Consider the following 21,436-nt stretch of genomic DNA (forward strand, 5'->3'; position numbering starts at 1 on the left):
TAACGGCTGTCGGTGACGATTCACACACACTTCTGTACGGGGAGTCCCGACACCGGTGCGGCTGCCCGCCGCGGAGCGCTCCTCGGCATGATCGCGGCATGGATCCCGTGCGCTTCGGACTGGTGGGGTACGGCTTCGGCGGCCGCTACTTCCACGCACCGCTGCTGGCCGCCGCCCCCGAGTGCGAGCTGCTGGGCATCGTCACCACCTCCCCGGAGCGACGGGCGCAGGTGGCCACCGAGCACCCGGGCCTGCGCACCTTCGCCTCGCTGGCGGAACTGGTCGACGCCGGCGCGGAGGCCGTGGCCGTCTCCACCCCGGCCGACACCCACACGGCGCTGACCGAGCAGGCGCTGCGCCTCGGGCTGGCCGTGGTGTGCGACAAGCCGTTCGCGCTCGACGCGGCGGCCGCCCGCGGGTCCGTGCGGCTGTCCGAGGAGCTCGGCCTGCCCCTGGCGCCGTACCAGAACCGCCGCTGGGACTCCGACTTCCGCACCGTGCGCGCCCTCGTCGACGCCGGCCGGCTGGGCACGGTCACCCGCTTCGAGTCACGGTTCGAGCGGTTCGCCCCGGAGCCGGGCCCGCCCGCGTCCGGCGGCGGCACGCTGCTGGACTTCGGCAGCCACCTGGTCGACCAGGCGCTGGTGCTGCTCGGCCCCGTCACCAGCGTCTACGCCGAGTGGCGGCGGCGCGCCAGCGGTCTGGACGACGACGTCTTCATCGCCCTCACCCACACCGGCGGTGCCCGCGCGCACCTGGCCGGCAGCTGGAGCGAGGGCGCGCCCGGGCTGCGCTTCCGCGTCACCGGCAGCGCCGGCAGCTACGTCGTCGCGGGCCCGATGGACGGGCAGGAGGCGGCGCTGCTGGCCGGGCGGACACCGGCGGACGACCCCGACTGGGGCGCCGAGCCGCCGGAGCGGTGGGGACGGCTGCGCCGGGGGGACGACGCCGAGACCGTGCCCACCGAGCGCGGACGCTGGGACACCTTCTACCCCGCGTTCGCCGCCGCCGTGCGCGGGCAGGGGCCGGTGCCGGTCGACCCGCGGGACGCCGTGGCGACCGCCACCGTGCTGGACGCCGCCCGCCGCAGCGCCACCGACGGCGTCGTCGTCACGCTGTAGGGGCCGGCACCGGCTCGTCCAGGCCGTGCGCCGCGCGCACCACGTCGACGATCTGGCCCATGATGCCGGTCAGGCCGACGTCCTTGGGCGTGAAGACCCGGGCGACGCCCTGCTCCCGCAGCCGCCGCGCGTCGCCGTCGGGCACGATCCCGCCGACCACGACCGGGACGTCGTCCAGTCCGGCCTCCCGCAGCCCCTGGAGCACGGCCGGCACGACCTGCAGGTGCGAGCCGGACAGCACCGACAGGCCGACGACGTGCACGTCCTCCTCCACCGCCGCGGACACGATCTGCGCCGGTGTGAGCCGGATGCCCTGGTAGACGACCTCGAAGCCGGCGTCCCGGGCCCGGACGGCGATCTGCTCGGCCCCGTTGGAGTGCCCGTCCAGCCCCGGCTTGCCGACCAGCAGGCGCAACCGCCCACCCAGCTCCTCCCCCGTGGCCCGGACCCGCTCGCGGACCGCGGCCAGCGTCGCGTCCGTCGTCCCGACACCCGCCGCGGCGACCCCGGTGGGGGCCCGGTACTCCCCGAACACCTCCCGGAGCACCCCGGCCCACTCCCCCGTCGTCACGCCGGCGCGGGCGCAGTCGAGGGTCGCCGCCATGAGGTTCTCGTCGCCGCGGGCCGCCTCCCGCAGCGCGTCCAGCGCGCGGCGCACCGGCTCGGGGTCCCGGGTGGCGCGCCACTGCTGGACCGACGCGCAGGCCGCCGCCTCCACCGCGGGGTCGACGGTCTGGATCGCGGTGTCGAGGTCGGCCAGCAGCGGGTTGGGCTCGGTGCCCTCGAACCGGTTGACGCCGACGACGACGTCCTCGCCGCTCTCGATCCGCCGGCGCCGCTCGGCCAACGAGGCCACCAGCCGCCCCTTCATGTAGCCGGACTCGACAGCCGCGACCGCGCCGCCCATCTCCTGCACCCGGGCCATCTCCGCGCGGGCACCCTCGACGAGCTCGGCGACCTTCCGCTCGACGACCACCGAACCGGTGAACAGGTCCTCGTACTCCAGCAGGTCGGTCTCGTAGGCCAGCACCTGCTGCAGCCGCAGCGACCACTGCTGGTCCCAGGGGCGGGGCAGGCCCAGCGCCTCGTTCCACGCCGGCAGCTGCACCGCGCGGGCGCGGGCGTCGCGGGAGAGGGTCACCGCCAGCATCTCCAGCACGATCCGCTGGACGTTGTTCTCCGGCTGCGCCTCGGTCAGGCCGAGTGAGTTCACCTGCACGCCGTAGCGGAACCGCCGGTGCCGCGGGTCCTGGACGCCGTAGCGCTCGCGGGTCAGCTCGTCCCAGAGCTCGGTGAAGGCGCGCATCTTGCACATCTCCTCCACGAAGCGGACGCCCGCGTTGACGAAGAAGGAGATGCGCGCGACCACCTCGCCGAAGCGTTCCGGCGGCACCTGCCCGGAGTCGCGCACCGAGTCGAGGACGGCGATAGCGGTGCTCATCGCGTAGGCGATCTCCTGCACCGGCGTCGCGCCCGCCTCCTGCAGGTGGTAGCTGCAGATGTTGACCGGGTTCCACCGCGGCAGCGCCGAGACGGTGTAGGCCACCACGTCGGTGGTCAGCCGCAGGCTCGGCCCCGGGGGGAACACGTAGGTCCCCCGCGACAGGTACTCCTTGATGATGTCGTTCTGCGTCGTCCCGGCCAGCTCGGCGAGGACGGCGTCCGGGTCGGAGCCCGTCCGCTGCGCCTGCTCCTGCGCCACCACCTGGTAGAGCGCCAGCAGCCACATCGCGGTCGCGTTGATCGTCATCGACGTGTTCGTCTCGCGCAGCGGGATGCCGTCGAACAGCGCCCGCACGTCGCCGAGGTGCGTGACCGGGACGCCGACCTTGCCGACCTCGCCCACCGCCAGCTCGTCGTCCGGGTCGTACCCGGTCTGCGTCGGCAGGTCGAAGGCCACCGACAGCCCGGTCTGCCCCTTGGCCAGGTTCCGCCGGTAGAGCGCGTTGGACTCGGCGGGCGACGAGTGGCCGGCGTAGGTGCGCATGACCCAGGGGCGGTCACGCTCCTCGGGCGTGTGCGGGAACGGCATGCCCGCGGAGTGTAGGGCGGTTACCCGCCAGTAGGAGGGCCCCCTGGGGAGGGGCGCGGTGGGACACTCGCGGGGCACGAGGGAGGAGGCCGCCGATGCCGTTCGGGGTGGGCAGCAACCTGCACTACCTGGTGGGTCCGGTCATCGCGTTCGCCGTCATGGCGCTGCTCGCCCTGTTCATGCGCTGGGCGTTCAGCTCCGACGACCGTCGCCGTCCGCCGGCGGACGACGGCCTGCTCACCCTCGTGGCCACCCTGTCCAGGCGCGAGTCGGCGCTGGCGCTGCGCGCCGTCCTCTCCGACGCCGGGATCCGTTCCACGATCCGTTTCCCCGGCCCGCACCGCGCCGAGGTCCTCGTCTTCCCCGAGGACGCCGAACGCGCCCGCCGGCTGGCCTCCTCGTTCCCCGCAGGATGAGGACGGCCCCCACTGCTCGCGCGCCCGGGCGGGGTCGGCAGCGGCGCCGTCAGTCCGGCCGCTGCACCCGCTCGATCTGCACGCCGAGCCCCCGCAGCTGCTCCACGAAGTCGGGGTAGCCGCGGTCGACGTGGTGCACGTCCTGCACCTCGGTGACGCCGTCGGAGACCAGCCCGGCCAGCACCAGCCCGGCGCCGGCACGGATGTCGGTGGCCAGCACCGGGGCGCTGGAGAGCCGCTCCCGGCCGCGGACGACGGCGTGGTGCCCGTCGATGCGCACCGAGGCGCCCAGCCGGACCAGCTCGTTGACGAACATGAACCGGCCCTCGAACACGTTCTCGGTGATCAGCGCGGTGCCGGTGGAGACCGACGCCAGCGCCACCGCCATGGGCTGCAGATCGGTCGGGAACCCCGGGTAGGGCAGCGTGACGACGTCCACGCAGCGCGGCCGGCCCTCCATGGCCACCCGCAGCCCGCCGTCGAGCGGCTCGACGTGCGCCCCGGCGTCGGTGAGCTTGTCGAGGGCGACGGTGAGGTGGTCGGCCACGGCCCGCTCGATGACGACGTCCCCGCGGGTCATGACTGCGCCGATCGCCCAGGTGCCGGCCACGATCCGGTCGGGCACCGTCGTGTACGTGACCGGCTTGAGGGAAGGCACGCCCTCGACGGTGATGGTGGAGGTGCCGGCGCCGTCGATGACCGCCCCCATCGCGGTGAGCATCGCGCACAGGTCGACGATCTCCGGCTCACGTGCGGCGTTGTCGATCACCGTGGTGCCCTCGGCGAGCACCGCGGCCATCACCAGGTTCTCCGTCGCCCCCACCGACGGGAAGTCCAGCCAGATGCTGGTGCCGGTCAGCCGCGGCGCGGTGGCGACCAGGAAGCCGTGCTCGCTCTCGATGGTCGCGCCCAGCCGCTCCAGGCCGGAGATGTGCATGTCCAGCCCCCGCGAGCCGATCGCGTCACCGCCGGGCAGGGCGACCCGCGCCGACCCGCAGCGGGCCACCAGCGGGCCGAGCACGCTGATCGAGGCGCGCATCTTGCGCACCAGGTCGTAGTCGGTCTCGGTCGCCGGCTCCTCCGGCACGTCGACGACGACCCGGCCGCCACCCCCGCCGTGCGGGTAGCGGTCGTAGGTGACCTCACAGCCCAGGCGCCGCAGCACCTCGCTCATGATCGACACGTCGAGGATGTCGGGGACCTCGTCGATGGTGGTCCGCCCCGACGCCAGCAGCGCGGCGGCCATGAGCTTGAGGGCACTGTTCTTCGCGCCGGTCACCCGCACCTGTCCGCGCAGCGCCGTGCCGCCGGTGACCTCGAAGCACTCCACCGGTCCACCCTAGGTCCCGCTGCGGGGTCCCGCCGCGAGCCTCGATCGGTGGGCGCAGCGGGGTCTTCTCCTAGGCTGCGCAGACATGAGCGTTCGGCTGACCCGCATCTACACGAAGACCGGTGACGCCGGGCAGACCCACCTCGGCGACATGAGCCGGGTCGCGAAGACCGACCCCCGCCTGGTCGCCTACGCCGACGTGGACGAGGCCAACAGCGTGCTCGGGGTCGCCCTGGCGCTCGGCCAGCCGCCGGCGGAGCTGGCCGACCTGCTGCGCACCGTGCAGAACGACCTGTTCGACGTCGGCGCCGACCTGTGCACGCCGATCACCCCGGACCCGGAGTTCCCGCCCCTGCGGATCACCGCGACCTACACCGAGCGGCTGGAGGCGGCCTGCGACACCTACAACGAGACCCTGCCCCGGCTGGCCAGCTTCATCCTCCCCGGCGGCACGCCGCTGGCCGCGCTGCTGCACCAGGCCCGGGTGGTGACCCGGCGCGCGGAGCGCAGCGTGTGGGCGCTGCTGGACGCCGACGCCGACCGGACCAACGCCGAGACCGCGCGCTACCTCAACCGGCTGTCGGACCTGCTGTTCATCCTCGCGCGGGTGGCCAACCCCGGCGGTGACGTGCTGTGGGAGCCGGGCGCGCACAGCGGCGCCCACGCCCAGCGCTCCGCGGCCACCGGCGAGGACTGACCACCGACCCCCCTGCGGGGCCTCACCTGACCGGCGGGGCGGACTCCACCCAGGAGAGGAAGCCGGTCACGGTCGAGGGGTCCATCGCCAGCTCCCGGCGTCCCCCGGCGGTGACGCAGGAGAGGACGACGACGTCCGGCGGCAGCGCGACGTCGTCGGGGCCGGCACTGCGGCGCCCCTCGACCAGGAACTCGGCGCGGCACAGCCGCTGCTGGGGCCGCACCGACAGCGACAGCGCGCGGTACCAGAGCAGCGCGTCCCCGCCGTACCAGGCGACGCCCACCGACCAGCGCGAGGAACCGGCCGGACGCAGCCACATGGTGACCGCCCCGAGGCCGGAGAGCAGGAACCGACGGCGCAGCAGGAAGGCGACCACCACCGCGACGAGGAGCACCCCGGCCAGGATCAGCAGTGCGGTGGTCATCCTGCCGGCGGGCACATCGAGGTGCTGGTCAGCCGGGGCTCAGGCTTCCTGTCCCGCGGCGCGCAGTCGCGACTGGGCGCGGCGGGCAGCGGCCAGGGCCTCGGGGTCGTCGCCGGCGTCCTCGGCCCGGCGCAGCGCCTCACGGGCCCGCTCGACGTCGATCTCGGAGGAGATCTCCGCGGTCTCGGCGAGGATGGACACACCCCGGTCGGTGACCGACAGGAAGCCGCCGTGGGCGGCCACGACCATGTCCTCGCCCTCGGTGGTCCGGATGCGGACCACGCCACCGGGCGCGAGCTCCCCGAGCAGGGGCGCGTGGCCGGGCAGGACACCCAGCTCGCCCTCCGTGGTGCGTGCGATGACCATGCTGGCCTCGCCGGACCAGATCATCCGCTCGACGGCCACCAACTCGACCTGCAGGGTCGCCACGACACTCCTCGGGGTCCACCGCCGGGCGGTGCGGGGTCGCCTCGTCCGGGAGGACACGGCGACGGGTCGGGCCCCACTCTATCGGCCCGGATCGCCGTGGCTCCGGGCCGTCCCCGGGACCACACCTCCGGGCCACCCCGCGGGCGCGGTCCGGGCCTGCGCTGGCCGGCGGCCTCAGGTGGCGCGGCGGTACAGCAGCGTCCAGCGGCCGACGCGGACCCACGGGTGGCGGACGGTGGACGCCGGCGCCCAGTGCTCGGTGACGAAGTGCCGGCCGCCCAGGTACGGGACGGCCGCCGCGGGTGGCCAGCTCCAGTCGGCGCCGTCCGGCCTGCTCGTCCCGTCCACTGTCGTCTCCTGCACCCCGCCCGGACCGTCCGGGCCCCCTGCTGGGTGATCGGCAGCGATCCTGCCGCGCTCGAGGGCCGCCGACCAGGGCTGTTCGTCACCTCCCGCCGGCCCACGACGCAGGACGGCCGGGCCCCCAGCGGGGACCCGGCCGTCGGCCCCTCCAGGGGCCCGCGTCGCGCGGCGTGTGAGGGGGTTGTTACCCCTTCTTCAGCTTGTCGGCGTTGCGCTCGAGGTCCTCGAGACCACCGCACATGAAGAACGCCTGCTCGGGGACGTGGTCGTACTCGCCCTCGGTCAGCGCCTTGAAGGCCTGCAGCGTCTCCGCCAGCGGGACGAAGGACCCCGGCTGACCGGTGAACGCCTCGGCCACGAACATGTTCTGCGAGAGGAACCGCTCGATGCGCCGGGCCCGGTTGACGGTGACCTTGTCCTCCTCACCGAGCTCGTCGATGCCGAGGATCGCGATGATGTCCTGCAGCTCCTGGTAGCGCTGCAGGATCCGCTGCACCTCACGGGCGATCGTGTAGTGCTCCTGGCCCACGTACTGCGGGTCGAGGATCCGGCTGGTGGAGTCCAGCGGGTCCACGGCCGGGTAGATGCCCTTCTCCGAGATCGGCCGGGAGAGCACCGTCGTCGCGTCGAGGTGGGCGAAGGTGGTGTGCGGCGCCGGGTCGGTGATGTCGTCGGCGGGCACGTAGATGGCCTGCATCGAGGTGATGGAGTGGCCGCGGGTCGAGGTGATCCGCTCCTGCAGCTCGCCCATCTCGTCGGCCAGGGTCGGCTGGTAACCCACCGCGGACGGCATGCGACCGAGCAGCGTGGAGACCTCGGAGCCGGCCTGGGTGAACCGGAAGATGTTGTCGATGAAGAGCAGGACGTCCTGGTTCTTCTCGTCGCGGAAGTACTCCGCCATCGTCAGGGCCGACAGCGCCACCCGCAGGCGGGTGCCCGGCGGCTCGTCCATCTGACCGAAGACCAGCGCGGTCGAGTTGATGACGCCGGACTCGGTCATCTCCGTGATGAGGTCGTTGCCCTCACGGGTGCGCTCGCCGACACCGGCGAACACCGACACGCCACCGAACTCCTGGGCGACGCGGCGGATCATCTCCTGGATGAGCACCGTCTTGCCCACGCCGGCGCCGCCGAACAGGCCGATCTTCCCGCCGGCCACGTAGGGCGTGAGCAGGTCGATGACCTTGATGCCGGTCTCCAGCATCTCGGTGCGGCCCTCGAGCTGGTCGAACCGCGGCGCGTGCCGGTGGATCTCCCAGCGGTCGGCGTCCCGGCCGTAACCGGGCTCGTCGAGGCACTCGCCGAGGGCGTTCCAGACGTGGCCGGTGGTCACGTCGCCGACGGGCACGGAGATCGCGGCACCGGTGTCGCGGACCTCGGCGCCACGGATCAGGCCGTCGGTCGGCTGCATCGAGATGGTGCGGACCACGTTGTCACCCAGGTGCTGGGCGACCTCGAGGGTCAGCGTCTTGCCCAGGTCGGCGAGGGTGACCTCCACCTTCAGGGCGTTGAACAGGTCGGGCATCGCGTCGCGCGGGAACTCGACGTCGACGACCGGGCCGGTGACCCGGACGACGCGGCCGGTCGTCTGGGTGGTCGGACGGTCCTCGGTGACGGTCATCTGTACAGCTCTCCTGCCCTCGGGCTCGGTTGCTTGCGCGTCTTCAGTGTCCCCGCCGGAGCGGGGAGGGGTCAGTCGTCGGCGCCGGCCGACACGAGCGCGTCGGCACCGCCGACGATCTCGCTGATCTCCTGCGTGATCTCCGCCTGACGGGCCTGGTTGGCCTGCCGCGACAGGTTCTTCGCCAGCTCCTCGGCGTTGTCCGACGCCGACTTCATCGCCCGCCGGCGGGACGCCGACTCCGACGCCGCCGACTCGAGCATCGCCGCGAAGATCCGCGTCGTCACGTACTTCGGCAGCAGGGCGTCGAGCAGGGCCTCGGCCGACGGCTCGAACTCGTAGGAGGTGGGGACGCCGCTGTCACCGCCGGTGACACCGTGCTCGCGGTCCTCCCGCTCGTAGTCGAACTCCTCGACCTCCTCGACCTCCAGCGGGGCCATCCGCTTGGCGACGGGGACCTGGGAGAGCAGCGAGCGGAACTCGGTGTAGACGATGTGCAGCTCGTCCACGCCGAGGACGCCGTCGGCGCCGGCCCCGGTCTCGTCGTCGTCCTCACCGGCGGTGAAGGCGGCGATGAGCGCCTCCCCCACGCGCTGGGCGTCGGGGTAGTTGGGCTGCTCGGAGAACCCGGTGAAGGTGTCGGCCATCTCGCGGTTGCGGAAGGAGTAGTAGGTCTCCCCCTTCCGCCCGACCACGTAGAGGACCGGCTCCTTGCCCTCCTGGCGCAGCAGCGACAGCAGCTCCTCGGTGCGGCGCAGGACGTTCACGTTGTACGAGCCGGCGAACCCGCGGTCGGAGGTGATCACGAGGACCGCAGCCCGGCGGGCGTTCTGCCGCTCGGTGAGCAGCGGGTGGTCCAGCGACGCCGAGGAAGCCAGCGCCGACAGGACCCGCGTGATCTCCCGGGCGTAGGGCTTGGAGGCCTCCACCCGGGCCTGGGCGCGCACGATGCGGGCACCGGCGATCAGCTCCTGCGCCGAGAAGATCTTCTTCGTCGACTGCGTGGAGCGGATGCGGCGCCGAAGCGCGCGGAGGTTGCCGGCCACGGTCAGCTGCCCCGCTTGACCTGGACGCGCTCCTGGCCGCGCTCGGACGCGTCCATCGCCTCGGCCTCGGGCTCGTTGATCTGGAGGGTGCCGCCGTCGGAGGTCTGGAACTGCCGGTAGAACTCCTCGACCGCGGCCTCCAGGCTGCGGACGGCGTCCTCGCCCAGGGCCTTGGTCTGGCGGATCTCGTCGTAGATGCCGTTGTCACCGCGACCGATGAAGTCGAGGAACTCGGACTCGAAGCGACGGACCTCGGGCACCGGGACCTTGTCGAGCTTGCCGGTGGTGCCCAGCCAGATGGAGACGACCTCGCGCTCGACCGGGTAGGGCTGGTACTGGCCCTGCTTGAGCAGCTCGACCAGGCGCTGACCGCGGTCCAGGGTGGCCCGGCTGGAGGCGTCCAGGTCCGAGGAGAACGAGGCGAACGCCTCGAGCTCGCGGTACTGGGCGAGGTCCAGTCGCAGGCGACCGGCGACGGACTTCATCGCCTTGATCTGCGCCGAACCACCCACGCGGGACACCGAGATGCCGACGTTGATGGCCGGGCGGACACCGGAGTTGAACAGACCCGTCTCGAGGAAGATCTGACCGTCGGTGATCGAGATGACGTTGGTCGGGATGTACGCCGACACGTCGTTGCCCTTGGTCTCGATCAGCGGCAGGCCGGTCATGGAGCCGGCGCCGAGCTCGTCGGAGAGCTTGGCGCAGCGCTCCAGGAGCCGGGAGTGCAAGTAGAAGACGTCGCCCGGGTAGGCCTCGCGACCCGGCGGGCGGCGCAGCAGGAGGGACACCGCGCGGTAGGCCTCGGCCTGCTTGGACAGGTCGTCGAACACGATCAGGACGTGCTTGCCCTCGTACATCCAGTGCTGGCCGATGGCCGAGCCGGTGTAGGGGGCGATGTACTTGAAGCCGGCGGCCTCCGACGCCGGAGCGGCGACGATGGTCGTGTACTCCATCGCGCCGGCCTCCTCGAGGGCGGAGCGGATGGCGGCGATCGTGGAGCCCTTCTGGCCGACCGCGACGTAGATGCAGCGCACCTGCTGCTTCGGGTCGCCGGTGGCCCAGGCCTGCTTCTGGTTGATGATCGTGTCGGTGACGATCGCCGTCTTGCCGGTCTGGCGGTCACCGATGACCAGCTGCCGCTGGCCACGGCCGATCGGCGTCATGGCGTCGATCGCCTTGATGCCGGTCTGCATGGGCTCGTGCACCGACTGCCGCTGCACCACGGTGGGGGCCTGCAGCTCCAGGGCGCGGCGGCCGGTGGTGGCGATGGGGCCGGCACCGTCGATCGGGTTGCCCAGCGGGTCGACGACGCGACCGAGGTAGCCGTCGCCGACGGGGACCGAGAGCACCTCGCCGGTGCGGCGGACCTGCTGGCCCTCCTCGATGCCGGCGTAGTCGCCCAGGACGACCACGCCGACCTCGCGCACGTCGAGGTTCAGGGCCAGGCCGCGGACGCCGCTCTCGAACTCGAGCAGCTCGTTGGTCATGACCGAGGGCAGGCCCTCGACCCGGGCGATGCCGTCGCCGGCCTCGGTGACGATCCCGACCTCTTCCCGGGACACGTCCGGGCTGTAGTCGGTGACGTAGTTCTGGATGGCACTGCGGATCTCGTCTGCGGAGATCGTCAGCTCGGCCATGGTCTGCGTCCTCTTCCCTGCTGGGGTGGTGTCTGTCTGCTGGACTGGGGCTGCGGAGCGGAGCCGGTCAGCCGACCAGCCGTCGGCCGGCGGCCTCGAGGCGGTGGGTGATGCTGCCGTCGATGACCTCGTCGCCGACCCGGATCACCAGGCCACCGAGGACGGCGGGGTCCACGGTCACCTGCAGTCCCATCGCCCGGCCGTAGAGGCGGCTGAGCACGTCGGTCAGTCGGCGCTCCTGCGCGACGGTGAGCGGGACCGCGCTGGTCACGCGGGCCACCGAGTGACCCCGACGACCGGAGGCCGCCTCGGAGAGCCGCTCGACGACCGTCGCGGCGTTGCCGACGGTGCGCCCGGTGAGGTGGTTGCGCAGCAGCAGGACGGTGATCGGGCTGACCCGCCCGGCCAGCAGCCGTTCGAGGAGGGCGCTCTTCCCCTCCACGGGGGCCGAGCGGTCGCTGAGGATGCGCGAGAGCTCGGCGTCCCCGGCGATGATGCGGCCGAAGCGGAAGAGCTCGTCCTCCACGCCCTCCAGCTCGCCCCGCGCGGCGGCCGCGTCGAGCGCGGCCTCCGTCGCGACGGTCTCGGTGGCCTCGACCAGGTCCAGCGGCCGCGACCAGCGCTGCCGGGCGACCGTCTCGACCAGGTCGACGGCGGCCTCGGAGACCTTGCCGCCGAACAACCGGCGGGCCAGGCCCGCCCGGTCCGCCGGCGAGCCGGACGGATCCGACAGCGCCCGGCGCAGCCCGATCTGCCCGTCGAGCAGGCGGGCCACGGCGAACAGCTCGTCGGCCAGGCCGACGAGGGCGTTCCCGGTGGCGCCGCTGGTCCGATCGGTCAGGCGCTCCCGCACCTGCGCGAGCGCCGCCCGGCTGGAGGCGTCCATCAGCGGTTGCCCTCCGGGACGTACACCGAGCTGCCGGTGCGCCCGTCCGGCGACCCCGCGGCCATGCCGTCGAGCTGGTCGAGGAACCGGTCGACGGTGCCCCGGCGACGGGCGTCGTCCTCCAGGGACTCCCCGACCACGCGGCCGGCGAGGTCGACGGCGAGCGCGCCGATGTGGCCGCGCAGCTCGTTGACGACCTGCTGACGGGACGCCGCCAGCTGCTCCTCGCCCCGCGCCAGGATCCGCGCGGACTCCTGCTGGGCCTGGGCCCGCAGCTCCTCGAGGATCTGCTGGCCCTCGGCACGCGCCTGGTCGCGGATCTGTGCCGCCTCGGTGCGGGCCTCGGCCAGCTGGGCGCGGTACTGCTCCAGCGCCGCCTTGGCCTCGGCCTGCATCGCCTCGGCACGCTCGATGCCACCCTCGATCGCCTCGCGGCGGGCCTGGAAGACCTGCTCGAAGCGGGGGGCGACGAACTTCGCGAACACGAAGAAGACGAGCGCGAAGGCGATCAACCCGATGACGATCTCGCCCACGGGCGGGATCAGCGGGTTGTGTGATTCCGCAGCCAGGATGCTCATGTTCTGCACGTCCCTACGTCAGCGGTGTCCGAACCGGTGAGGCCTGGGGTCACTGACCGAAGATGAAGGGGACGACCAGGCCGATCAGCGCGAGCGCCTCGGAGAGGGCGGCACCGAGGAAGGCGTAGGTCCGGGTCAGGCCGGCGGACTCGGGCTGCCGGGCGGTCGCCTGGATGTAGGCGGCCCAGACGATGCCCACACCGATGCCGGGGCCGATGGCGGCGAGGCCGTAACCGACCGAGCCGATGCTGCCGGTCAGTTCTGCCAGAACGTCCATTGCTGAGGATTCCTCCTGTGTCGGTCGCCCGGGTCGTCCCGGGCGGCTGGCGGGGGTGGAGCGGTCAGTGGGCGGGCTCGACGGCGCCGTTGAGGTAGGTCGCCGTGAGGATGGTGAAGACGTAGGCCTGCAGCACGATGACCAGCAGCTCGAAGAACGTCATGATGATCGCCATCAGGAACGAGAGCGGGCTGAAGATGACCGAGAAGTTGCCCACGAAGAAGAGGTAGGTCGCGCCCAGGGAGAAGACGACCAGCAGCATGTGGCCGGCGAACATGTTCGCGAAGAGCCGCACGGCCAGGGTGAACGGCCGGATGATGAAGACCTGGAGCAGCTCGATCGGGGTGACCAGGACCAGCGCGCCCACGGGCACGCCGGGCGGGATGGCGGCGTCCTTGAAGTACTTCGCCGCACCCTGCTCACGGATGCCGATCCAGTTGTAGAGCACCCAGACGATCACCGCGAGGACCAGCGGGATCGCGAACTTGGAGTTCGGGGAGATCTGCGCGAACGGGATGATGCTCATCGCGTTGTTCGCGAGGATGAAGAAGAACAGCGAGGCGAGGAACGGCGCGAACGGCAGGCCCTTGGGGCCGATGACGTCGCGGGCCATGCCGTCGCGGACGAGGGAGTAGCCGCTCTCGCCGAGGTACTGGAGCTTGCCCGGCACGATCGAGGGCTTGCGCACCGCCGCGACCAGCAGGGCCGTGATCACCGCGGTCGCGATCCAGAGGATGATCGTGATGCGGGTGATCTCGAAGTCGATGCCCAGCAGGGAGAACGAGGCGAGCGGCTCCGGGTAGAACTCCTCGATGCTCGGAGCCTGGAAGCCGGTGTCCTCGCCACCTTCGGCGGCGGCGAGCACGTCGGCGAGCGCGAGGGCGCTGGAGGTCACCGTTGTCCCTTCTGCGTCCTGGGTGGGCTGCGTCGCCCGCCCCGGGTGGAGCCGGTGCGCCCGGCCCCCTCGGCCGGGGGCACGGCGCCGTACTTGACGACCACCAGGTAGATGGCCACCGTGAGACCGAGGAGAACGCCGATCAGGGCGACGAAGTTGGTGCCCAGCCAGCGGTCGAGCAGCAGCCCGGCCCCACCCCACACGATGATCCCGGAGAGCATGGTCCCGGTGATCCCCCAGCCGATGTCGGCCCCACTGGGGTGACGTTCGGCGGGCGCTGCAGGTCGGGGCCGAGAGACCCCGCGAGCGGAGCTGTCCTCGGCCATCGGCCCGGACACTATCAGCCGCGTGTCGAGGCGCCTCCGGGCGGCGTGGAGATACCCCCGGACGTGGGTGCCGCCGGGGGTTGCACGTAGTACAGACGGCGGGTCCAGACCCACCGCTGCTGGACGACGCTCCACAGCAGCGCGCCGGCGATGACGACCCACGCGAAGGTGCGCCGGTCGAGCCAGCCGTCGGCGGGCAGCGACTGCAGGACCGCGGCGAGCACCACGATCTTCACCAGGAACGAGCCCATCGCGGCGGGCAGCGTGAAGGCGTCGCCGTGCCGGCCGGCCCACGCGATGACCAGCCCGGAGAGGGCGAAGAAGGCCGTGACCACGGCGGCGCCGAGGAGCACCGCCAGCGCGTCGTCCCACCCGCCGAGCAGCCCCGCGATGGGGGCAGCGACGACGGTGAGCGCCGCGGTGACCGCCGCCCCCACCCGGAGGAAGGAGAGGTCCCAGGGGACCTCCCGGGAGGTGTCGGTGCCGGTCATCGGACTCCCTGCCCCGCCCCGGCGGCCCGCGGGGACGGCTCGTCGGTCGCATCGGCGCGGCCGGAGGTGGTCGAGGTGGCGGCACGGGTGGCCCGTGCCGTGGGGTGGTCGGCGCGGCTGCGCCTGCGCTGCGCCACGAGCTCGGCGGCGCGCTCCTCACGCGCGGCCCGGCGGGCCCGGGGGCTGAGCACGACGACGACGCCCACGACCAGCAGGACGCCGACCGCGACCAGCAGCTCGGCGCTCCCCCCGGTGATGGACAGCGCGACCGCGCCGAAGGACAGCAGCGCCGCCCAGAAGTACATGACGAGCACCGCGCGCCGGTGCGAGTGGCCGATGGCGAGCAACCGGTGGTGCAGGTGCATCTTGTCCGGCGAGAACGGCGACTGGCCCCGCAGGCTGCGGCGGACCACGGCGAGGACCAGGTCGATGAACGGGATGGACAGGACGGCGACCGGCACCAGCAGCGGCAGGGCCAGCGGCAGCAGGTTGGCCGCGGAGTCGAAGGACTGCGGGTCCACCCGGCCGGTCGCGGTGACCGCGGCCGCGGAGAGCATGAGGCCGACCAGCATCGAGCCGGAGTCGCCCATGAAGATGCGCGCCGGGCTGAAGTTGTGCGGCAGGAAGCCCAGGCACGCCCCGGCGAGGACGGCGGTGATGAGGGCCGGGGCGCTGGCCACCTCGTCGTAGCCGACCAGGCCCAGGTTGTAGCTGTAGGCGAAGAAGGCCAGCGCGGCCACGGCGGAGACACCGGCGGCCAGCCCGTCGAGGCCGTCGATGAAGTTCAGCGCGTTGACGGTGAGGACCGTCAGCAGGATGGTCAGCGGCACCCCGATGGAGGGGCCCAGCGACAGCGTCCCGATGTCGGCCACCGGCAGGAACACGAACGCCAGCTGCACGCCGAGCAGCACCATGACACCGGCCGCGGCGATCTGACCGGTGAGCTTGGTCAGCGCGTCCAGCCCGAACTTGTCGTCGAGCACGCCGAGGGCGCAGATCAGCCCGCCGGCGGCGAGCACGGCCGCGGTCTGGGAGTCCTCGAAGGTGCGCTGCAGCGCCGGCAAGCGGGTCGCCACGAGGATCGCGGCCGCGACGCCCAGGTACATCGCCACCCCTCCCCCGCGCGGGGTCGGGATGACGTGCACGTCGCGCTCGCGGGGGGCGGCCATCATCCGCAGCCGGACCGCGGCCATCCGCACCACCGGGGTGGCCAGGTAGGTGACCAGCCCGGCGGTCAGCAGGACGACGACGTACTCGCGCACGGGTCAGGCCGGGCCGGGAGGGGCGCCGGCCGCACGGCCCGCCGCCCGGCCGGTGGCCCAGGAGGGGGTGCTCATGGCGGCAGTGCTCCCGGCGGGATCGACGACGGACGGTCGTCCCACGGTATCGCCCCGGACGCGCGCGCATCGGTGCCGCGCGGCCCGGCCCCGCTGCAGGGGCCCGCCGCGAGCCCGCGAGTGGCGGGGCAGCGGTCCCCTTCCTCAGTCGGCGAGGTCGGGCACGACCTCGCGCAGCCGGTCGAGCGGGATCGCGCCGATGCGCAGCACCCGCGGGACCGGGGCGGTGCAGTCGACGATCGTGCTGGGCGCGGAGTCGGTCCGCGGACCGCCGTCGAGGACCACCGCCGCGTGGGTGCCCAGCTGGGCGACCGCCTGGTCGGCGGTGGTGGCGGCCGGCCGGCCGGAGCGGTTGGCGCTGGAGACCGCCAGCGGCCCGGTCCGGCGGAGCAGGTCACGGGCCACCTCGTCGTCGGGCAGGCGGACGGCGACGGTGCCCTCGGCGTCCCCCAGGTCCCAGGCCAGGGACGGCGCGTGCTCGAGGACGAGGGTGAGCCCGCCGGGCCAGAAGGCCTCCGCGAGGCGCGTGGCGACCTCGGGGACGGTGAGCACCAGCCCGGCCAGCGTGGACGCCTCACCGACGAGGACGGGGACCGGCATGGTGCGCCCGCGGTTCTTCGCGGCCAGCAGGGACATCACCGCCGCGGGGTCGAACGCGTCGGCGGCGACCCCGTAGACGGTGTCGGTCGGCAGCAGCACCAGCTCGCCGCGGCCGATCGCCGCCGCCGCGGCGTCCAGCCCGGCGGCGCGGGCGTCGGGGTCGGTGCAGTCGTAGAGGTCGGCCACGAGGCGGCAGTCTGTCATCCCGCCGTGCGGCGGGCGGTGGTGAACCGGGGGCGGCCGGAGAGGTCGCCGTGGTCGGCGACGTCGTCGAAGCCACCGTGCGCGCGGACCAGCGCGGGCAGCGCACTCCCCTGCTGGTCGGCGTGCTCGATGCCCAGGTGGCCGCCCGGGCGCAGCAGCCGGGCGGCGGTGCGCAGCAGGCCGCGGACGACGTCGAGCCCGTCGGGGCCGCCCCACAGCGCCAGGGGCGGGTCGTGGTCGGCGACCTCGCGCGGCACCCGGGCACCGTCGGGCACGTACGGCGGGTTGGAGACGACGAGGTCGACGCCGCCGTCCAGGTGCGGGAGCAGCTGCGGGGACGTCATGTCACCGGCGAGCACCTCGACCGGGCGGTCCCCCGCGGCGGTCCGCGCGGCGGCGTTGTGACGGGTCCACTCGATGGCCCCGGCGTCGCGCTCGACGGCGAGCACGTGGGCGGCCGGGTGCTCGTGGGCGATGGACAGCGCGATGGCGCCGGACCCGGCCCCGAGGTCGACGACGACCGGTTCGGCGACGTCCGCCAGCCGCGCCAGCGCCCACTCGACCAGCAGCTCGGTCTCCGGTCGCGGCACGAACACCCCCGGGCCGACGGCGAGCTCCAGGTGCCGGAACGGGGCGTGGCCGGTCAGGTGCTGCAGCGGCACCCGGTCCGCGCGCTGGTCCAGCAGCGCGGCGAACCGGGTCGCCGCGTCGTCCGGGACGACGGCGAGGGTCAGCAGGCCGGTCCGGGGGACGCCGACCACGTGGGCCAGCAGCAGTTCGGCGTCCACCCGTGGCGACTCGACGCCGGCGTCGGCGAGCCGGCGGGCGGCGTCGGCGAGGAGCGTGCGGGGGTTCAGGAGCCGGCCGCCAGCAGCTCGGCGGTGTGCGCGCGGGTGAGCGCGTCGATGACCGGGTCGAGCTCGCCGTCGAGCACCTGGTCGAGGTTGTGCGCCTTGAACCCGACCCGGTGGTCGGAGATCCGGCTCTCGGGGAAGTTGTAGGTGCGCACCCGCTCGCTGCGGTCGACGGTGCGGACCTGGCTGCGGCGCTGGTCGCTCGCCGCGGCGGCGGCCTCCTCGCGGGCGGCGGCCAGCAGCCGGGAGCGCAGCACCCGCAGCGCCGACTCGCGGTTCTGCAGCTGGCTCTTCTCGTTCTGCGAGCTCACGACGATGCCGGTCGGCAGGTGGGTGATCCGGACGGCGGAGTCGGTGGTGTTCACGCTCTGCCCGCCGGGGCCCGACGAGCGGAAGACGTCGATCCGCAGGTCGTTCGGGTCGACGGTGACGTCGACCTCCTCCGCCTCGGGCAGCACCAGGACGCCGACCGCGGAGGTGTGGATGCGGCCCTGCGACTCGGTGACCGGCACCCGCTGCACGCGGTGCACACCGCCCTCGAACTTCAGCCGGGACCAGATGCCCTCGTCGGTGCGGGACTTGATCGCGATCGAGACGTCCTTGTAGCCCCCGAGCTCGGCCGGGACGGCGTCGAGCACCTCGGTGGCCCAGCCGCGGCGCTCGGCGTAGCGCAGGTACATGCGCAGCAGGTCGCCGGCGAACAGCGCGGACTCCGCGCCGCCCTCCCCCGCCTTGATCTCGAGGATGACGTCCTTGTCGTCGTCGGGGTCCTTGGGCAGCAGCAGCTCGCGCAGCCGGTCCTCGAGCTCGGGGATGCGCTGCTCCAGCGCCTCGGCCTCCGCGGCGAACGAGGCGTCCTCACCGGCCAGCTCGCGGGCGGCGGTGAGGTCCTCACGGGCGGCGTCCAGTGCGCGCTTGGTCTCGACCAGCGGGGCGAGCTGGGCGTAGCGGCGGCCCAGCCTGCGGGCGCGGCCGGTGTCGGCGTGGACGGCGGGGTCGGCGAGCTCGGTCTCCAGGGCGGCGTGCTCGGCCAGCAGCCCGCTCAGGAGATCGGGCTGCGCAGCCGACCCGGCCTCGGTGGAGCTGCTCACGGGGTCACTTCCCAGGGACGGTCGGTCCGCACGCGGGCCGACGGGGAGAACAGGGGCCGGACACGACGACGGCGCCCGCCCCACCGGGAGTGGTGGGAGCGGGCGCCGTCGGGGGTGCTACTTCTCGGCGCCGGTGCCGGCGTTGCGCTTGCCGAACCGCTTCTCGAAGCGGGCGACGCGGCCACCGGTGTCCAGGATCCGCTGCTTGCCCGTGTAGAAGGGGTGGCAGGCGGAGCAGGTCTCGACGGTCAGCGTGCCGCCGGGTGCCGTGCTGCGGGTGGTGAAGGTGTTCCCGCAACCACAGGTCACCGTGGTGGTGTGGTAGTCGGGGTGGATGCCGGGCTTCATGTCGCCTCTTCCGGGGTCTGTGTCGTACTGGTCTGTCGAACGCCGGCGGCCGGCCGGTCATTCCGGCCGCGCAGCGGGGCTCAGTCGCTCAGTATCCCTGATGCGCGAGCCCCGCCGGCGGCGGCCCTGGTGACGTACTGGAACGGCCCCGTCCCAGGCCCCGCCCTGAGCGTGCGGAGGGTGGGAGGACGGGGGTCCTTCCTCAGTCGTTGCCGGGGCCGAGCGTCGTCTTCTGGATCTGCATGAGGAACTCGATGTTGTTCCGCGTCTTCTTGAGCTTGTCCAGCAGCAGCTCCAGGGCCTGCTGGGGCTCGAGCGCGGCGAGCACCCGGCGCAGCTTGATGACGATGGCCAGCTCGTCGGGCGACATGAGGATCTCCTCCTTGCGCGTGCCCGACGCGTTGACGTCGACGGCCGGGAAGACCCGCTTGTCCGCCAGCCGGCGGTCCAGCTTGATCTCCGCGTTACCGGTGCCCTTGAACTCCTCGAAGATGACCGTGTCCATCGTGGAGCCGGTCTCCACCAGCGCCGAGGCGATGATGGTCAGCGAGCCGCCGTTCTCGATGTTGCGGGCGGCGCCGAGGAAGCGCTTGGGCGGGTACAGCGCCGTGGAGTCGACACCACCGGAGAGGATGCGCCCGCTGGCGGGGGCCGCCAGGTTGTAGGCGCGGCCCAGGCGGGTGATCGAGTCCAGCAGGACGACGACGTCGTGGCCCATCTCGACCAGGCGCTTGGCCCGCTCGATGGACAGCTCCGCGACCGTGGTGTGGTCCGACGGCGGCCGGTCGAAGGTCGAGGCGATGACCTCGCCCTTCACCGAGCGCTGCATGTCGGTGACCTCCTCGGGCCGCTCGTCGACGAGGACGACCATGAGGTGGCACTCGGGGTTGTTCGTGGTGATCGCGTTGGCGATCGCCTGCAGCACCATCGTCTTGCCCGCCTTGGGCGGGCTGACGATCAGCGCGCGCTGCCCCTTGCCGATCGGCATGACCAGGTCGATGACCCGGGTGGTCAGCTGGTGCGGCTCGGTCTCCAGCCGCAGGCGCTCCTGCGGGTAGAGCGGGGTCAGCTTGGTGAACTCCGGACGCTGCCGGGCCTGCTCGGGCTCCAGGCCGTTGACGGTGTCCAGCCGGACCAGCGCGTTGTACTTGTCCTTGCGCTCACCCTCGCGCGGCTGGCGGACGGCGCCGGTGATGGCGTCACCGCGGCGCAGGCCGTAGCGGCGCACCTGCGACAGCGACACGTACACGTCGTTGGGGCCGGTCAGGTAGCCCGACGTCCGGACGAACGCGTAGTTGTCGAGGACGTCGAGGATGCCCGCGACCGGCAGCAGGACGTCGTCCTCGCTGACGGTGGGCTCGCTCTGCTCGAACCGCTCCCGGCCGTTGGTGCCCCGGCGGTTGCGGTCCCGGTAACGGCGCCCGCGGCGGCCGCGGCCGCCCTCGAGGTCGTCGTCGTCCTCGTCGGTGCGGTCGTTGCGGTTGTCGTTCCGGTTGTCCGGACGGCCGCCACGGTCGTTGCGCTCGGCGCGGTCGGGACCGCGGTTGCCGTCCCGGTTCTCACGGTTGCCGCGCTCGGCCCGCTCGCCACCGTCACGGGCACCGCCGTCGCGGGCACCGTCCCGGTTCTCGCGGTTGCCGCGCTCGGCCCGCTCGGCACCGTCACGGGGAGCACCGTCGCGGGCGCCACCGTCACGGGGAGCACCGTCGCGGGCGCCGCCGTCCCGGTCGCCACGGGTGCGGTTGCCGCGCTCGCCGCGGTCGCGGCTGCGCTGCGGACGCTCCCCGTCGGCGCGCTCGCCGTCGGTCCGCTCGGGGGCGGTGGCGGGGGCCGTCTCGGCGGCCGGCGCCTCGGCGCGCGGCTCGGACGCCGGGGCCGCGGCCTCGGTCGCCGGGCTCTCGGCAGCCGGCGCCGCGGTGTCGGCGGCGGGGGCGCCCGCGGGCCGGCTGGCCGCACGCCGCCGCCGCGGGGCGGGCTCGGCCGGGGTCTCGGCCGGCGCGGTCACCGGACCGCTGTTGGCCCCGCCGCTGACCGGCGCCTCCAGCGGCGCGGCCGTGGCGGCGACGCCGCGCGCGGCGTCGGCACCCTGGGTGCTCGTGGTGGTCTCGGCGCTGCGGGCCGTCGGGATGCCGGCGGACGCGCCCTCGGCGGGCCCGGTGCCGGCACCCTCGCCGCCGACCTGGCGGGCGGAGATGGCGGCGACGAGGTCGCCCTTGCGCATCCGGCCGGTGCCGGAGATGCCGAGCTCGGCCGCCAGCCGCTGCAGCTCGGGCAGCAGCATGCCGGACAGCCCGCTGCCGCGGCGACGGGTCCGGCCCGCCGTCCCAGAAGCGGCAGATGCCTCGTCGGTCCCGGCGCCCTGGGGCGCGGCGACGAGGTCGGTGGTCTCGCTCACGTACAGGTCCTTCCCTGCGGAGACCTGCGCCTACC

Annotated in this window: 23 protein-coding genes; 3 read left to right on the plus strand and 20 right to left on the minus strand. The window is 73.4% G+C overall.

Annotation, left to right across the window (positions count from 1 at the left end):
- Window positions 1–98 precede the first annotated feature (98 nt).
- On the plus strand, window positions 99–1,121 hold the full coding sequence (locus ACI79E_RS03765) for a Gfo/Idh/MocA family protein (RefSeq protein ID WP_456931208.1): 1,023 nt from the start codon (window positions 99–101) through the stop codon (window positions 1,119–1,121).
- Here ACI79E_RS03765 and ACI79E_RS03770 read toward each other — a convergent pair.
- The gene (locus ACI79E_RS03770; protein ID WP_456931209.1) at window positions 1,111–3,153 is read right to left on the minus strand and encodes a protein meaA; all 2,043 of its coding nucleotides are present in this window, start codon (window positions 3,151–3,153) and stop codon (window positions 1,111–1,113) included. The two genes, ACI79E_RS03765 and ACI79E_RS03770, sit on opposite strands and share 11 nt — an antisense overlap.
- Before the next feature lie 95 nt (window positions 3,154–3,248).
- Between ACI79E_RS03770 and ACI79E_RS03775 the strand changes: the two genes are divergently transcribed.
- Window positions 3,249–3,569 carry a hypothetical protein gene (locus ACI79E_RS03775; RefSeq protein WP_456931210.1) on the plus strand — a complete coding sequence of 107 codons (321 nt, stop codon included), beginning with the start codon at window positions 3,249–3,251 and terminating at the stop codon, window positions 3,567–3,569.
- 49 nt (window positions 3,570–3,618) lie between these two features.
- On the opposite strand, the gene murA is transcribed toward ACI79E_RS03775, so the two are convergent.
- Window positions 3,619–4,899: a UDP-N-acetylglucosamine 1-carboxyvinyltransferase gene (gene murA / locus ACI79E_RS03780; protein ID WP_456931211.1), complete on the minus strand. Its 1,281-nt coding sequence runs from the start codon at window positions 4,897–4,899 to the stop codon at window positions 3,619–3,621.
- A gap of 85 nt (window positions 4,900–4,984) precedes the next feature.
- Between murA and ACI79E_RS03785 the strand changes: the two genes are divergently transcribed.
- On the plus strand, window positions 4,985–5,596 hold the full coding sequence (locus ACI79E_RS03785; protein ID WP_456931212.1) for a cob(I)yrinic acid a,c-diamide adenosyltransferase: 612 nt from the start codon (window positions 4,985–4,987) through the stop codon (window positions 5,594–5,596).
- Between the two features lie 22 nt (window positions 5,597–5,618).
- Here the strand turns inward: ACI79E_RS03785 and ACI79E_RS03790 are convergent, their stop codons facing one another.
- The 18 genes from ACI79E_RS03790 to rho all read right to left on the minus strand — a co-directional run bounded on the left by ACI79E_RS03790 (window position 5,619) and on the right by rho (window position 21,401).
- Window positions 5,619–6,020 (minus strand): DUF2550 domain-containing protein, encoded by a 402-nt coding sequence (locus ACI79E_RS03790; RefSeq protein ID WP_456931213.1) that lies wholly within the window; start codon window positions 6,018–6,020, stop codon window positions 5,619–5,621.
- A 39-nt stretch (window positions 6,021–6,059) separates the two neighbouring features.
- Complete coding sequence (locus ACI79E_RS03795) at window positions 6,060–6,449, minus strand: F0F1 ATP synthase subunit epsilon (RefSeq protein ID WP_456931214.1); 390 nt, start codon at window positions 6,447–6,449, stop codon at window positions 6,060–6,062.
- 174 nt (window positions 6,450–6,623) lie between these two features.
- Entirely contained in the window at window positions 6,624–6,797 is a 174-nt protein-coding gene (locus tag ACI79E_RS03800; RefSeq protein ID WP_456931215.1) for a hypothetical protein, read from the minus strand.
- Between the two features lie 199 nt (window positions 6,798–6,996).
- Window positions 6,997–8,433: a F0F1 ATP synthase subunit beta gene (atpD, locus tag ACI79E_RS03805; RefSeq protein ID WP_456922247.1), complete on the minus strand. Its 1,437-nt coding sequence runs from the start codon at window positions 8,431–8,433 to the stop codon at window positions 6,997–6,999.
- 71 nt (window positions 8,434–8,504) lie between these two features.
- Entirely contained in the window at window positions 8,505–9,479 is a 975-nt protein-coding gene (locus ACI79E_RS03810) for a F0F1 ATP synthase subunit gamma (RefSeq protein WP_456931216.1), read from the minus strand.
- 2 nt (window positions 9,480–9,481) lie between these two features.
- On the minus strand, window positions 9,482–11,119 hold the full coding sequence (gene atpA / locus ACI79E_RS03815) for a F0F1 ATP synthase subunit alpha (RefSeq protein WP_456931217.1): 1,638 nt from the start codon (window positions 11,117–11,119) through the stop codon (window positions 9,482–9,484).
- Between the two features lie 67 nt (window positions 11,120–11,186).
- Entirely contained in the window at window positions 11,187–12,005 is an 819-nt protein-coding gene (locus ACI79E_RS03820; protein ID WP_456931218.1) for a F0F1 ATP synthase subunit delta, read from the minus strand.
- Window positions 12,005–12,583: a F0F1 ATP synthase subunit B gene (locus tag ACI79E_RS03825; protein WP_456931219.1), complete on the minus strand. Its 579-nt coding sequence runs from the start codon at window positions 12,581–12,583 to the stop codon at window positions 12,005–12,007. The genes ACI79E_RS03820 and ACI79E_RS03825 overlap by 1 nt, the downstream gene beginning before the upstream one ends.
- Before the next feature lie 49 nt (window positions 12,584–12,632).
- Window positions 12,633–12,860: an ATP synthase F0 subunit C gene (gene atpE / locus ACI79E_RS03830; protein WP_056288464.1), complete on the minus strand. Its 228-nt coding sequence runs from the start codon at window positions 12,858–12,860 to the stop codon at window positions 12,633–12,635.
- Between the two features lie 64 nt (window positions 12,861–12,924).
- Window positions 12,925–13,755 carry a F0F1 ATP synthase subunit A gene (gene atpB, locus ACI79E_RS03835; protein WP_456931220.1) on the minus strand — a complete coding sequence of 277 codons (831 nt, stop codon included), beginning with the start codon at window positions 13,753–13,755 and terminating at the stop codon, window positions 12,925–12,927.
- On the minus strand, window positions 13,752–13,976 hold the full coding sequence (locus tag ACI79E_RS03840) for a hypothetical protein (RefSeq protein WP_456931221.1): 225 nt from the start codon (window positions 13,974–13,976) through the stop codon (window positions 13,752–13,754). The genes atpB and ACI79E_RS03840 overlap by 4 nt, the downstream gene beginning before the upstream one ends.
- A gap of 119 nt (window positions 13,977–14,095) precedes the next feature.
- Window positions 14,096–14,572 (minus strand): hypothetical protein, encoded by a 477-nt coding sequence (locus ACI79E_RS03845; protein WP_456931222.1) that lies wholly within the window; start codon window positions 14,570–14,572, stop codon window positions 14,096–14,098.
- Window positions 14,569–15,834 (minus strand): glycosyltransferase family 4 protein, encoded by a 1,266-nt coding sequence (locus tag ACI79E_RS03850; RefSeq protein ID WP_456931223.1) that lies wholly within the window; start codon window positions 15,832–15,834, stop codon window positions 14,569–14,571. Before ACI79E_RS03850 ends, ACI79E_RS03845 begins: the two co-directional genes overlap by 4 nt.
- Window positions 15,835–16,053: 219 nt before the next feature.
- Window positions 16,054–16,695, minus strand: a complete 642-nt coding sequence (locus tag ACI79E_RS03855; protein WP_456931224.1) for an L-threonylcarbamoyladenylate synthase — start codon at window positions 16,693–16,695, stop codon at window positions 16,054–16,056.
- 14 nt (window positions 16,696–16,709) lie between these two features.
- Window positions 16,710–17,570, minus strand: a complete 861-nt coding sequence (gene prmC / locus ACI79E_RS03860; RefSeq protein WP_456931438.1) for a peptide chain release factor N(5)-glutamine methyltransferase — start codon at window positions 17,568–17,570, stop codon at window positions 16,710–16,712.
- Complete coding sequence (prfA, locus tag ACI79E_RS03865; RefSeq protein ID WP_456931225.1) at window positions 17,567–18,658, minus strand: peptide chain release factor 1; 1,092 nt, start codon at window positions 18,656–18,658, stop codon at window positions 17,567–17,569. The genes prmC and prfA overlap by 4 nt, the downstream gene beginning before the upstream one ends.
- Window positions 18,659–18,775: 117 nt before the next feature.
- Window positions 18,776–19,006: a 50S ribosomal protein L31 gene (gene rpmE / locus ACI79E_RS03870; protein WP_456931226.1), complete on the minus strand. Its 231-nt coding sequence runs from the start codon at window positions 19,004–19,006 to the stop codon at window positions 18,776–18,778.
- 202 nt (window positions 19,007–19,208) lie between these two features.
- The gene (gene rho / locus ACI79E_RS03875; RefSeq protein ID WP_456931227.1) at window positions 19,209–21,401 is read right to left on the minus strand and encodes a transcription termination factor Rho; all 2,193 of its coding nucleotides are present in this window, start codon (window positions 21,399–21,401) and stop codon (window positions 19,209–19,211) included.
- Window positions 21,402–21,436 lie beyond the last annotated feature (35 nt).

The organism is Geodermatophilus sp. SYSU D00079, from assembly GCF_054050635.1.

Bases quoted from the DNA above. Each gene is read 5' to 3' on its own strand.
- ACI79E_RS03765 (WP_456931208.1), top strand. From the start codon at position 99: ATGGATCCCGTGCGCTTCGGACTGGTGGGGTACGGCTTCGGCGGCCGC.
- ACI79E_RS03770 (WP_456931209.1), bottom strand. From the start codon at position 3,153: ATGCCGTTCCCGCACACGCCCGAGGAGCGTGACCGCCCCTGGGTCATG.
- ACI79E_RS03775 (WP_456931210.1), top strand. From the start codon at position 3,249: ATGCCGTTCGGGGTGGGCAGCAACCTGCACTACCTGGTGGGTCCGGTC.
- ACI79E_RS03785 (WP_456931212.1), top strand. From the start codon at position 4,985: ATGAGCGTTCGGCTGACCCGCATCTACACGAAGACCGGTGACGCCGGG.
- ACI79E_RS03790 (WP_456931213.1), bottom strand. From the start codon at position 6,020: ATGACCACCGCACTGCTGATCCTGGCCGGGGTGCTCCTCGTCGCGGTG.
- atpD (WP_456922247.1), bottom strand. From the start codon at position 8,433: ATGACCGTCACCGAGGACCGTCCGACCACCCAGACGACCGGCCGCGTC.
- atpA (WP_456931217.1), bottom strand. From the start codon at position 11,119: ATGGCCGAGCTGACGATCTCCGCAGACGAGATCCGCAGTGCCATCCAG.
- ACI79E_RS03820 (WP_456931218.1), bottom strand. From the start codon at position 12,005: ATGGACGCCTCCAGCCGGGCGGCGCTCGCGCAGGTGCGGGAGCGCCTG.
- ACI79E_RS03825 (WP_456931219.1), bottom strand. From the start codon at position 12,583: ATGAGCATCCTGGCTGCGGAATCACACAACCCGCTGATCCCGCCCGTG.
- atpE (WP_056288464.1), bottom strand. From the start codon at position 12,860: ATGGACGTTCTGGCAGAACTGACCGGCAGCATCGGCTCGGTCGGTTAC.
- ACI79E_RS03840 (WP_456931221.1), bottom strand. From the start codon at position 13,976: ATGCTCTCCGGGATCATCGTGTGGGGTGGGGCCGGGCTGCTGCTCGAC.
- ACI79E_RS03845 (WP_456931222.1), bottom strand. From the start codon at position 14,572: ATGACCGGCACCGACACCTCCCGGGAGGTCCCCTGGGACCTCTCCTTC.
- rpmE (WP_456931226.1), bottom strand. From the start codon at position 19,006: ATGAAGCCCGGCATCCACCCCGACTACCACACCACCACGGTGACCTGT.